This is a genomic window from Streptomyces sp. 2323.1 (assembly GCF_900221035.1).
In the GTDB taxonomy this organism is placed as follows: Bacteria; Actinomycetota; Actinomycetes; order Streptomycetales; family Streptomycetaceae; genus Streptomyces; species Streptomyces sioyaensis.
Genome location: NZ_LT907981.1, coordinates 5,436,014 through 5,447,783, shown reverse-complemented (window position 1 = coordinate 5,447,783; position 11,770 = coordinate 5,436,014). Strand labels below are relative to the sequence as shown.

The 11,770-nt window shown below is 71.9% G+C and carries 14 protein-coding genes and 1 tRNA gene; 1 reads left to right on the top strand and 14 read right to left on the bottom strand.

Annotation, left to right across the window (positions count from 1 at the left end; translation table 11 throughout):
- Positions 1–50: 50 nt before the first annotated feature.
- From CPH93_RS23390 to CPH93_RS36260, 9 genes are all read right to left on the bottom strand, one after another.
- Positions 51–284, bottom strand: a complete 234-nt coding sequence (locus tag CPH93_RS23390) for a hypothetical protein (protein ID WP_006605665.1) — start codon at positions 282–284, stop codon at positions 51–53.
- Positions 285–287: 3 nt separating this feature from the next.
- Positions 288–536 carry a hypothetical protein gene (locus tag CPH93_RS23385; protein WP_006605664.1) on the bottom strand — a complete coding sequence of 83 codons (249 nt, stop codon included), beginning with the start codon at positions 534–536 and terminating at the stop codon, positions 288–290.
- 204 nt (positions 537–740) lie between these two features.
- Positions 741–813 (bottom strand) — tRNA-Ala (locus tag CPH93_RS23380).
- Positions 814–923: 110 nt separating this feature from the next.
- The gene (locus CPH93_RS23375) at positions 924–1,568 is read right to left on the bottom strand and encodes a histidine phosphatase family protein (RefSeq protein ID WP_093483190.1); all 645 of its coding nucleotides are present in this window, start codon (positions 1,566–1,568) and stop codon (positions 924–926) included.
- A gap of 5 nt (positions 1,569–1,573) precedes the next feature.
- Positions 1,574–2,008, bottom strand: coding sequence for a ribosome silencing factor (gene rsfS / locus CPH93_RS23370; RefSeq protein ID WP_093483191.1), 435 nt, complete (start codon positions 2,006–2,008; stop codon positions 1,574–1,576).
- 260 nt (positions 2,009–2,268) lie between these two features.
- A complete protein-coding gene (locus CPH93_RS23365) occupies positions 2,269–4,089 on the bottom strand; it encodes an LCP family protein (RefSeq protein ID WP_096213983.1) in 1,821 nt (606 codons plus the stop codon).
- A gap of 24 nt (positions 4,090–4,113) precedes the next feature.
- Positions 4,114–4,725 (bottom strand): nicotinate-nucleotide adenylyltransferase, encoded by a 612-nt coding sequence (gene nadD, locus CPH93_RS23360; RefSeq protein WP_051006918.1) that lies wholly within the window; start codon positions 4,723–4,725, stop codon positions 4,114–4,116.
- Between the two features lie 52 nt (positions 4,726–4,777).
- Positions 4,778–4,939, bottom strand: coding sequence for a hypothetical protein (locus CPH93_RS36265; RefSeq protein ID WP_006605659.1), 162 nt, complete (start codon positions 4,937–4,939; stop codon positions 4,778–4,780).
- Between the two features lie 119 nt (positions 4,940–5,058).
- Positions 5,059–5,208, bottom strand: a complete 150-nt coding sequence (locus CPH93_RS36260; RefSeq protein ID WP_006605658.1) for a hypothetical protein — start codon at positions 5,206–5,208, stop codon at positions 5,059–5,061.
- Positions 5,209–5,361: 153 nt separating this feature from the next.
- Here CPH93_RS36260 and CPH93_RS23350 point away from each other — a divergent pair, with 153 nt between their 5' ends.
- Positions 5,362–6,471, top strand: coding sequence for a M48 family metallopeptidase (locus CPH93_RS23350; RefSeq protein WP_096213982.1), 1,110 nt, complete (start codon positions 5,362–5,364; stop codon positions 6,469–6,471).
- On the opposite strand, the gene CPH93_RS23345 is transcribed toward CPH93_RS23350, so the two are convergent.
- The 5 genes from CPH93_RS23345 to proB form a co-directional block, all read right to left on the bottom strand.
- Positions 6,468–7,592: an SCO2583 family membrane protein gene (locus CPH93_RS23345; RefSeq protein ID WP_093483194.1), complete on the bottom strand. Its 1,125-nt coding sequence runs from the start codon at positions 7,590–7,592 to the stop codon at positions 6,468–6,470. The two genes, CPH93_RS23350 and CPH93_RS23345, sit on opposite strands and share 4 nt — an antisense overlap.
- A gap of 109 nt (positions 7,593–7,701) precedes the next feature.
- Entirely contained in the window at positions 7,702–8,346 is a 645-nt protein-coding gene (locus CPH93_RS23340; protein WP_096213981.1) for an SCO2584 family spore wall biosynthesis protein, read from the bottom strand.
- Between the two features lie 62 nt (positions 8,347–8,408).
- Positions 8,409–9,677: a glutamate-5-semialdehyde dehydrogenase gene (locus CPH93_RS23335; protein ID WP_096213980.1), complete on the bottom strand. Its 1,269-nt coding sequence runs from the start codon at positions 9,675–9,677 to the stop codon at positions 8,409–8,411.
- Positions 9,678–9,749: 72 nt separating this feature from the next.
- A complete protein-coding gene (locus tag CPH93_RS23330) occupies positions 9,750–10,244 on the bottom strand; it encodes a hypothetical protein (RefSeq protein ID WP_006605653.1) in 495 nt (164 codons plus the stop codon).
- Between the two features lie 238 nt (positions 10,245–10,482).
- On the bottom strand, positions 10,483–11,607 hold the full coding sequence (gene proB / locus CPH93_RS23325; protein ID WP_162501013.1) for a glutamate 5-kinase: 1,125 nt from the start codon (positions 11,605–11,607) through the stop codon (positions 10,483–10,485).
- Positions 11,608–11,770 lie beyond the last annotated feature (163 nt).

Here is an 11,770-nt window from a genome sequence, read left to right as displayed (position 1 = left end):
TGCGACTCGCCTGATGGGCCGTCAGCCAAGGGGCGCGGCGCCGGCTCCGCTCAGGCCGTCGCGAAGGAGTAGAAGCGCTTCAGGGTGCAGTGCTCTTCGAGCAGCCGCCCGTAGATCGGTTCCCCGTCGAGCTCCCGGTAGGTCTCGATGGGGTCGCCCTTTATGACGAGGGCGCGGGCGCATTCCTCGCACCAGTACTGGTAGTCGGTGTTGACGGGTTCCATGTCGCGGACGATGGGCGTACCGCTGCCGCACCAGTCACATTTCCTGCTGTGGGCGCCCATCCATCAGCTCCAACTGTGGCCGCAGGCCGTACAAACGAAGGAAATGCCGCCGTTGTCGCCCAGCACCTGCGCGACATGGGAGGAACCGCACGAGGGGCACTGCAGAGCGGTACCGTCGCGGCCGCGGCACGGGGAGACCGTCCCGTCAACGGGGCAGGTGAAACGGAGCACATATTCCGGAAGCCAGTCGTACCCCTGCGCCTCGGCGATGTCGAGCAGGTCATTGACCTCCTCGAGGATGCTCGTGGGCATCGCGATCTCTCCTCCCCTGCCGGCGCCGTCCGATTCTGCCACGGACCGCCGACCGGGTCAGGCCCATCTTTTGCGCCACCCGGCGAGTCCCACCGGCCGCCACCACAAGGGACGGCAGGGCCCCGCGCCACGTCGGACGGTCGGCGCACAGCCCGGATAACGCAGAGATCCCGCCTCCGGTCGGAGGCGGGATCATCCGGGCTGTGGAGCTAAGGAGAATTGAACTCCTGACCTCCTGCATGCCATGCAGGCGCTCTACCAACTGAGCTATAGCCCCGGGTCTTGTTCCGCTCCCCCGGTTTTCCCCGGCGGCGGCGCGAACAAGAAGAACTTTAGCCTGCGACCTGCCCAGATGTGAAATCCGGGTCGGCCGGGGCCGCGGCAGGCTCAGTCGTCGTCGCCGAGCACCGGCTCCGGCAGGGTGCCGGCGTTGTGCTCCAACAGGCGCCAGCCGCGCGCGCCCTCGCCCAGCACGGACCAGCAGCAGTTCGACAGACCGCCCAGGCCCTCCCAGTGGTGGGGATCCAGGCCGAGCAGCCGCCCGATGGTGGTGCGGATGGTGCCGCCGTGGCTGACGACGACCAGGGTGCCGTTCTCGGGCAGCTTGTCGGCGTGGTTGAGCACGACGGGCGCGGCGCGGTCGGCGACCTCGGTCTCCAGCTCGCCGCCGCCTCGCCGCACCGGCTCACCGCGCTTCCAGGCGGTGTACTGCTCGCCGTAGCGCGCGAGGATCTCCTCGTGCGTCAGCCCCTGCCAGGAGCCCGCGTAGGTCTCCCGCAGGGCCGCGTCATGGGTCACGTCGAGCCGGGCCAGCGCGGCCAGCTCGCTCGCCGTCGTCGAGGCCCGCTGGAGGTCGGAGGCGATGATCGCGTCCGGCCCCAGGGCGGCGAGCAGCCGGGCGGCGCGGCGCGCCTGGGACCGGCCCTCCTCCGTCAGTTCGATGTCCGTCGACCCCTGGAAGCGGCGCTCCAGGTTCCAGGCCGTCTGGCCGTGGCGCCACAGGACGATGCGGCGGCCGCGGCCGGTCTTCATGCCGTTCAGAGCAGCTCTCCGTCCTGGTCACCCGCCGTGGCATCGGCGTGCGCCGCGGCCTTGCCCCGGGTGGCCTTGGCCTCCTCGGGGAGGTCGATCTCGGGGCAGTCCTTCCACAGGCGCTCGAGCGCGTAGAAGACACGCTCCTCGCTGTGCTGGACGTGCACCACGATGTCGACGTAGTCGAGCAGCACCCAGCGGGCCTCGCGGTCGCCCTCGCGGCGGACCGGCTTGGCGCCGAGGTCCTTGCTGAGCCGTTCCTCGATCTCGTCGACGATCGACTTGACCTGGCGGTCGCTGGGCGCCGAGGCCAGCAGGAAGGCGTCGGTGATCGAGAGGACGTCACTGACGTCGTACGCGATGATGTCGTGCGCAAGCTTGTCGGCCGCGGCCTGGGCTGCGGCGTTGATGAGCTCGATGGAGCGGTCCGTGGCGGTCACAAGCGGCTTTCCGGGTTGAGGGCGGCGTCTCCGGCCGGGCCGGGCGGCGGGGCCGGCTGCTGAGCGCGGCGCGCGCCCGGTCCCATGGGCGGCCGGATCGGCGGTCAAGTACCCCACAAGGGTCTCACGGACCACCGACACTCCCGGCCGGGAATCCGGTCCCGCGGGCCGCTTGCGGTGTCCGTGCTGGTCAGCGCCGTGTGCGGGCGCCGGCCGCCGCTGCCGGGTCGGCAGCGGCGGGTCCGGGCGCGCCCCGTCCGTCAGCCCTTGAAGTCCCGCCCCAGGACCACGGTGATGTCGGCGTTCGAGGCGCCCTTGCCCTGCCGGACCGCGCCGGCCGGCAGGCCCAGCGTCTTGGCGACCTCCGCGGCCTTGGCCTTCTGGGCGGCGTCCGCGTAGGTGACCTGGGACGTGGCCCGGGCCGCGGTGTCGGTGCCGCCGTCGACGAAGCTGTAGCCGCCGTTGACCAGGGCGACCTGCGCCTTTCCGGTGGCGGCCCGGGTGCCGGTGGCGTTCTTGACCGCGACCCGGGCGGAGTCGGGCGCGGCCTTCTTGACCGTGCCGCCGAGCACGTCCTTGACCACGCTCGCCGCCGTGGTCGGGCTGAGCGTGCCATTGGCCAGTACGGGCAGCACCGTCGTGCGGTAGGCACCGGTCTTCACCAGCTCCGCCCGCTGCGCCAGCGAGCTGCCCAGCTGGGCCTCGGTGAGCGGCGGATCGAGCACCTGGAGCAGCGCCTTCACGGTGGCGGTGGCGCCGTCGGAGTCGCTGGAGACCTTCTTCAGGGTCGCCTGCATGACCTGGCCGAAGCGCTGGAGTTGCTTGGCCTGGGGCTCGCCCGGCGCCTGGTAGGTGGCGTAGGCGACGGCGGCCTGGCCGTTGAGGTCCTGGGCGCTGCCCTGTTTGACGACCGGGGAGGCGCCCTTCTTGGCGCCGGGCACGGTGGCGTCGGTGTCGAGGGTGATGCCGCCGACCGTCTCGACGAGGTTCTCCAGATACGGAGTGTCCAGCCGCCAGCTGGCCTTGAGATCGGCGCCCAGGAGGCCGTTGAGGGAGTCCCGGGTCGGCTCGGTGCCCTCGTCCTTGACGGACTTGCCGAGCGTGGTGGTGGTGCCGTCGTCCTTGGTGACGACGAGGTTGTTGGGCAGGAGGACGGTGGTGCCCTTGTGGGTGGTCTCGTTGTCCACCAGCAGCGCCGTCGAGCTGTTCCCGCTCTTGGTGTCCCGCAGATGGACGACGAGGACGTCGCGCTTCTGCCCGGCGGCCGCAGCCGCCTTGCCGGCACCCGGACCGTCCAGCCCCGGCAGCTTCCCCGCCCACCACAGATAGCCCACGCCGCCGGCCACCAGCAGGGCCAGGACGACGGACAGCGCGACGATCCGGCTGCGGCCGCGCCGCTTGGCCTCCTCGCGCCGCTCGGTGCGGCTCTCGGTGAACTTCAGCCAGTCGATGACGTCTTCGGAGTCCTCGTCCGGCTCCTCGATGAAGGAGAACTGCTCGGTCTGGTACCCCGGGCCGTCGGCAGAGCCCTGCGGGCCGGCCGGCTCCGCGGCGTCGTCCGGGGCGCGGCGCGGGGCCGGCGGCCGGTGCGGCCCGTCCTGGCGCGGCGCGGCGGGCTCGGCGGGCCCGCTGTAGGGCGACTGCTCCGGGTAGGAAAGCTCGTCGTACGGGGACTGCTGGGCCTGCTGCGGGATCCACTCCTGCTGGTGCGCCGGCTGCTGGGGAGCGGCGTAGGGGTCGTACTGCTGCGGAGCGCCGGGCGGGGCCTGGACCTGCCGGCCGCCGTAGGAGTCATAGCCGTACCCGGTCTGCCCCTGGTACGCCTGGTGTCCCTGCTGCCCGTGCGGGGCCTGGCCGCCGGTCTGCCCGCCGCCGTAGGGGTCGTAGCCCTCATAGGCGGACGGGGCGGCCGGCTGTCCGTACGCGTCGTAGTGCTGCTCGTACGGGGCCGCCGCGGCATCGGGGTACACCGGCCGCCCGTAAGCGTCGTAGGTGTAGCCCTGCTGCCCTTGCTGCCCCTGGGCATACGGGTCGTGGGCGTACGGGTCCTGCGGCCCGTAAGGATCCTGTCGGTCGCTCACCGGTGCCCCTTTCCGTCAGCCCCGTCAGCGGTCGTTGCGGTACAGCTGTTTTTTGTCGATGTAGCGCACCACACCGTCCGGCACCAGGTACCAGACCGGATCCCCCTGGGCGACGCGCGCCCGGCAGTCGGTCGAGGAGATGGCCAGCGCCGGCACCTCGACCAGGGACACCGCCCCCTCGGGCAGCCCGGGGTCCGCGAGGACGTGGCCGGGCCTGGTCACCCCGATGAAGTGGGCAAGTGACACCAGCTCCGCCGCATCGTGCCAGGTCAGAATCTGGCTGAGGGCGTCGGCGCCGGTGATGAAGAACAGATCCGCATCGCGGTGTTCCGCCCGCAGATCACGCAGCGTGTCTATCGTGTACGTCTTGCCGCCGCGGTCGATGTCGATCCGGCTGACGGAGAACTGCGGGTTGGACGCGGTCGCGATGACCGTCATCAGATACCGGTCCTCGGCCGGGGACACCGTCTTGTGGCTCTTCTGCCACGGCTGCCCCGTCGGCACGAAGATGACCTCGTCGAGGTGGAACTGGCTGGCCACCTCGCTGGCGGCGACCAGGTGTCCGTGATGGATCGGGTCGAACGTGCCGCCCATCACTCCGAGTCGCCGCTTCACGGGCCCTGTGTGCTCTCCCATGCGTGCAGACCCTACTGGGCGATGCGCGATGCCGGGGGACGGGTGCCGCGGCTCAGCGGTCGCGGTTGAAGCGGGTGGTGATCCAGAGCAGGAGGAGCAGGACAAACAGGGCGCCGCCGCCGGTCACGAAAGGGCTGAGGCTGGCGTGACCGCCCTCGTGGCCAGGTTCAGCGGCGAGGGTGGCCAGGGAATGTGCGGTGGTGTGCAGGCTCATCGTCGGCAGGACCAATCCGGGCTGGGGTCGGGCAGAGACTTCCACCACATCGTATGCGGCCGCTCACCGTGGGCCCACGGCGACTCCACCCGGAGGCGCCCGGGGGGGCCGGCCGGGAGTCAGTCCTGGCGGTAGCCGCGCAGCAGGAGCCAGGCGAGCAGCACCGCGCCCACGACGCCGACGATGATCACGGTGCGCAGGATCCAGCCGGGTCCGACGTCCTTGGCGGTCTCCTGGGCTGCGGCGAGCAGCACGCTCGGATGCGGCATGACGGTGCGCTCCCTCGGATACCGGCCCGCGCGGTCTTCTGTACGGGCCTGTGCGGTCATTGGTGCGATCGCCAGCGTACGCCCGAGCATCCAATCCGCTGTCGGTGGCGTCCTCTAGGCTGAACACACGCAGTCGAACAGGGGGAGGCCCCAATGACGGAGAGCCCAGACGGCAGCGCCAACGTACCGAGCCGGGACCGGCGCCGGTTCCCCGGCATCTCGTCGCGGTCGTACGAACATCCGGCGGACCGCTCGGCGCTGGTGGCGCTGCGCAAGCTCAGCGGGTTCGACACCGTCTTCAAGACGCTCAGCGGCCTGCTGCCGGAGCGCAGTTTGCGACTGCTGTTCCTGTCGGACTCGGTCCGGGTGAGCGACCAGCAGTTCACGCACCTCAACGACATGCTGCGGGACGCCTGCTACATCCTGGACCTGGAGAAGGTCCCGCCGATGTACGTCAACCAGGACCCGCAGCCCAACGCCATGTGCATCGGCCTGGACGAGCCGATCATCGTGGTCACGACCGGCCTGGTCGAGCTGCTGGACGAGGAGGAGATGCGGGCGGTCGTCGGCCATGAGGTCGGGCACGCGCTGTCCGGGCACGCCGTCTACCGCACGATCCTGCTGTTCCTGACCAACCTGGCCATGAAGGTCGCCTGGATCCCGCTGGGCAATGTCGCGATCATGGCGATCGTGACGGCGCTGCGCGAATGGTTCCGCAAGTCGGAGCTGTCGGCGGACCGCGCCGGCCTGCTGGTCGGGCAGGATCTGCAGGCCTCGATGCGCGGTCTGATGAAGCTGGCCGGCGGCAATCATCTGCACGAGATGAACGTCGACGCCTTCCTCAAGCAGGCGGACGAGTACGAGTCCGGCGGCGATCTGCGCGACTCCGTGCTGAAGATCCTCAACCTGCTGCCGCGCAGCCACCCGTTCACCACCGTGCGGGCGGCCGAGCTGAAGAAGTGGGCGGCCAGCCGCGACTACCAGCGGATCATGGACGGTCACTACCCGCGCCGGGACGAGGACGGCGACACCTCGGTCTCCGACTCCTTCCGGGACTCCGCGGCGCACTACGCCGATTCGGTGCGCAACAGCAAGGACCCGCTGATGGGCCTGGTGCGCGACATCGCGGGCGGCGCGGGCGACTTGGGCGGCAAGCTGCGCGACACGGTCTTCCGCGGCGGCTCACGTCCCGGAGGGCCCAACGGCAGCGGCGGGGCCAATGGCAGCGGCGGAACGGACCGGGACCGGCCGGACGACGCCTAACGGGCCGGATGGCTCGGCCTCGGCTCGGCGGCGGGCGACAGCTCACCGCAGAGCGAGGGGTTGACCCGGTCCCTGGCAAAGGGATCGGTGCCCGTGGGCCGGTCGTTGCCGGCGTGCTGGCCCGCGAACAGCGGGTGCAGCGCGTCGGCCGGCTGCGAGGAGCAGGCCAGCGGCCCTGCCTGCAGGCTGCTCTGCAGCACCTCCAGGCGGTGGTCGTTGAGGTTCTCGCGGCTCAGCCGGAAGTGCACCTCGCGCCGCACGGTCACCAGCGAGGCCGCGCCCGGGGTGGGCTTGCCGACGCCCTGCCCCGGTGCGGAATGCTGCCCGCCGGAGACCGGACGTACGGCGTAGACGAAGGTGTAGTCGGCGGTGACATCGAGCGCGTCCGGGCTCAGTTCGGAGGCGCTCAGGGTGCCGTCGACGCGGACGTCGTGGTCGGCGAGCCGGGTCTGCTTCGGGTCGAAGCGGACCAGCCAACCGGTCGCCGCGTCCCGGCCGTTGTCGTCGGGGTGCGCCAGGCTGCGGTCGAACTGGTCGAGTTGCCCGGTGTCGAGCAGCAGCCGCACCGGCCGCACGGAACCGCCGGTGAGGGTCGCCGGGTCCAGCGAGGAGCGGACGAGGTAGTCCTTGGCCACGGTCAGGGCGGAGACGACCTGGCCGCCGGAGAAGTGCTCGGTGCGGGTGACCGCGGGCAGATTCACGCCCGCGGCGCCGATCCGGTAATTCGCCGCCGGGCTGTGCGCGAAGAGATCCTGCGGTGTCGCGCCCGGGACGACCCCCCGCGGCGCCAGCGGCACGACCGTGGAGCGCAGCGGCTGCGCCCGGAGCGTGTCCGGGTTCTTGTAGGGGTGCCGGATGCCCATGTACACGGCGGTGCCGAAGGCGAGCACGATCAGCAGCACCAGCAGGACCGCCTGCCGGGAGCCGCCCAGTCGCCGCCAGGCATGCCGGGTTTTCACAGCCGGCGAATGGTGTTCGCCCAGCCGCTCGTCCGCGGAGAATTCCTGCAGTCGCGCAGCACGAACGAACGATTCGTCGAAGACGACGGATCGGTATTCGTCCTCACCACCACCCGGGGCGCCGTTGGGCGTCCCTTCGGGAGGGTCACCAGGCCCGGTCATACAACAAGAGTAGGTCTGCCGGGGCGAACGTAAACGCGGGGAGACCGGGCAACTTCACCGGAGGGTTCCCGTTTCAGGTGTCCGTTTTGCGGGCACTGCCGTGCGGCGTTCAGTGCGGCCTGGGAGCCGCCGAGAACGACGGATGCAGGGAGTCGGCCGACGGCAGCAACGGCAGGCCCGGACGGGCCGTACGGACGCTGTCCGTGCCCGTGGCGGGGGCGTCCACGCCGCTGGAGGTCGGCGCCGGTGCCGGGCGCTGGGTCCGCCCGGAGGAGCCGCGGTAGACGGCGCTGAAGGCCAGCGCGACCAGCCCGATGCCCATCACCACGGCCAGCACCCAGGCGACCGGCCGGTGCCAGCGCGTGCCGCGGTAGGGGCGCAGCGCACCGCCGTAGGGGCCGTACGGACCGTACGGCGGTTCCTCGCCGTACTCACCGTCGTCCTCATACTCTCCGTAGTCGCCGAATCCCTCGTAGTCATCGGCCCGGCGGCTGCGGAAGGCGGGGTCGTCCGGATCGTCGCCCTCGGAGCCGAAGCCGGGCCCGGAGCGGGCCGCCTCGGCCTCGGCGCGCGCCTCGGCGGCGGCCAGCATCCGCTCGACCGCCGAGGGCTCATGAATCTGTGCGGACCGGACGAATTCCTCGTCGAAGACCACGGAGGCGAATTCTTCGTCCGCTTTTCCGTGGCTCCCGTGGTGGTGCTCGTCGGGCTCTTCACCGTCCGGGAACGGCTTGCCCCCCACGTCGTCCGGCACCCGTCCAGGTTAGCCCCGGCGGCCTCTTTTGGGCAGAGAGAACGGGGAATCCGGGGGACCCGTCAGCGGGTGTGGCCGTCGCCCGTGACGATGTACTTCGTCGAGGTCAGTTCCGGCAGTCCCATGGGCCCGCGGGCGTGCAGCTTCTGGGTGGAAATGCCGATCTCCGCGCCGAAGCCGAATTGGCCGCCGTCGGTGAAACGGGTCGAGGCATTGACCGCGACGGTGGTGGAATCCACCAACTGGGTGAACCGGCGGGCAGCCGCCTGCGAGGTCGTGACGATGGCCTCGGTGTGGCCGGAGGTCCAGCGCCGGATGTGCGCCACCGCCGCGTCCAGGTCGGGCACCACGGCGGCCGCGATGTCGTACGAGAGGTACTCCGTCGCCCAGTCCTCGTCGGTGGCGGGGGCGACCAGCCCGGGGCCCGCCTGCTGCCAGGCCGCGTCGCCGTGCACGAGCACGCCGGCCTGGGTCAGCGCCTCCAGGGCGCGCGGCAGGAACTTCTCGGCGATCCCGGCATGCACCAGCACCGTCTCGGCGGCGTTGCAGACGCTGGGGCGCTGGGCCTTGGAGTTGACGAGGATGTCGACGGCCATGTCGAGGTCGGCGGCCTCGTCCACGTAGACGTGGCAGTTGCCGGTGCCGGTCTCGATCACCGGCACGATCGACTCCTCGACGACCGTCCGGATCAGGGACGCGCCGCCGCGCGGGATCAGCACGTCCACCAGGCCGCGGGCGCGCATCAGCTCACGGACCGACTCCCGGCTCTGGCCGGGCACCAGCTGCACCGCGTCGGCGGGCAGCCCGGCGCGCTGGACGGCGTCCCGCAGCACGTCCACCAGGGCGCTGTTGGAGGCGTACGCCGAGGACGAGCCGCGCAGCAGCACGGCGTTGCCGGACTTCAGGCACAGCGCCGCGGCGTCCACCGTCACATTGGGCCGGGCCTCGTAGATGATCCCGATCACACCGAGCGGCACCCGGATCTGCCGCAGGTCGAGGCCGTTGGGCAGGGTCGAGCCGCGCACCACCTCGCCGACCGGGTCGGGCAGCGCCACGACCTGGCGGACGTCCGCGGCGATGGCCGCGATCCGCTCGGGGGTGAGGGTGAGCCGGTCGACGACCGACTCGGCGGTGCCGGCCTCCCGCGCCTTGGCGATGTCCTCGGCGTTGGCGGCGACGATCGTGTCGGTCCGCTCCACCAGGGCGTCGGCGATGGCGAGCAGCGCGGCGTCCCGGGCCGTCCGCGGCAGTGGCGCCAGGACGGCGGCCGCCTCCCGCGCCCGGCGGGCGGTGTCGAGGACGGGTGAGGACTGCGATGCGCTGCTGGTCATGGCCGCAGCCTATCGGGCGGGCAGGCTGCGGCCAGCGGGTATCTCACAGCGCGGGACGCCCGCGCCCGCCCGTCAGAAGGGGTGGACACCGACCGGTGCGGCCGGTGGCGGACCGTAGCCCTCGGCGAGGCGCTGGTGGTAGGTCTCGCGGTCGATGACCTCCAGGCCGACGATCTCCCACGGCGGCAGCTTGGCCGTGGCGCGGTGCTCGCCCCACAGCCGCAGCGCGACCGCCGCGGCATCGTGCAGGTCGCGCGCCTCCTCCCAGTACCGGATCTCGGCGTGGTCGTTGGCGTAGCGGCTGGTCAGCAGGAAGGGGTGGTCGTGGGCGAGCTGTTCCAGCGCCCGCCGGACCTCCTTCAGCGGGGACTCGGCGCCCGAGACGCTGAGGGTGATGTGCCACAGCCGGGACGCCTCGCGGCGCTCGCCCCCGGCCGGGTAGGGCGCCGGCCCGCCGCGCTCGGCGTACCGGTCGTCCGGCCGGCCGGCGTCCTCGCCGGTGCCGACGCTGGTCAGTGTGCGCTCCGCCGTTCCTCGGGGCAGCGCCCCTGGGCGCCCTCGTCTCACCGGCGGCCTCCTGTGATGCGAATCGCTCCGCCCTCGGGGGTGCGGAACCGTCGTACGTCGGCGTGTGCTCGTGTGCGCTGCGGGCGCCGCTCCCCAAGGCGCCCGTGCAACAAAGTTGACCAGCCCGCGGCCCGTCGCGGGGGCATTTTTGCGAAGGTCTCGGTGGAAAGGCTGGTCTGCACCCCTGCACCGGTGACGGTGTTCGAGGGCCGCGGCGGCCGGCGGTCGGCGGACGGACTCAGTGGTGCATCAGCACCAGATCGTCGCGGTGCACGACCTCCCGCTCATAGGCCGGGCCCAGCTCGCGGGCCAGATCGCGGGTCGAACGCCCCATCAATCGGGGGATTTCCCGGGCATCGAAATTGACGACGCCGCGGGCGACCGCGCGGCCCTCGCCGTCCCGCAGCTCGACCGGGTCCCCGGCGGTGAACTCGCCCTCCACGGAGGCGATTCCGGCCGGGAGCAGCGAGGAGCCCCGTTCGACGACGGCTCGCACGGCCCCGTCGTCGAGCACCAGGGCGCCGCGCGGCGTGGAGGCGTGCGCCAGCCACAGCAGCCGGTCGGCGGAGCGGCGGCCGGTGCGCAGGAAGTGCGTGCCGGTCAGCCCGCCGGCCAGGGCGTCCGCGGCGTGCACGGCGGAGGTCAGCACGACCGGGATGCCGGCCGCGGCCGCGATCCGGGCCGCCTCGACCTTGGTGACCATGCCGCCGGTGCCGACGCCGGCCCGGCCCGCGCTGCCGATGGAGATGCCCTCCAGATCGTGCGGCCCGCGCACCACGCCTATCCGGGAGGTACCGGGGGTGGCCGGATCGCCGTCGTAGAGGCCGTCGACGTCGGAGAGCAGGATCAGCAGGTCGGCGCGGACGAGATGGGCGACCAGGGCCGCCAGCCGGTCGTTGTCGCCGAACCGGATCTCGTCGGTGGCGACGGTGTCGTTCTCGTTCACGATCGGTACGGCGCCCATGGCCAGCAGCTGGTCGAGGGTCCGGTAGGCGTTGCGGTAGTGCGCCCGGCGGCTGGTGTCGTCGGAGGTCAGCAGGACCTGGCCGACCCGGCGGCCGTAGCGGGCGAAGGAAGCGGTGTAGCGGGCGACCAGCAGGCCCTGGCCGACGCTGGCGGCGGCCTGCTGCCGGGCCAGGTCACGGGGCCGGCTGGCGAGCCCCAGCGGCGCCAGACCGGCCGCGATGGCACCGGAGGAGACCAGCACGATCTCCTTGTCCTGGTGCTTGGCCAGCACATCGACCAGCGCGTCCACACGATCGGCGTCCAGCCCCCCGGCTGCCGTCGTCAGCGAGGAGGAGCCGACTTTCACCACGATCCGGCGGGCGTCCTTCACGTCCTGCCTTGCGCCTGCCACCTGCATACCCCTGTGCTCGCCGTTCCCGCCGCCGTACGGAGAATTCTGTCCGCTCCGCACCACGGCCCTACGGGCGCAATCTACGGCAGTGCGGCCCGCGCGCGCTGCGCGATATCTCCTGGCGGACGGCCTGCGGCGGCGGAACGGCGGGACCGGCGGGCGGCACGGC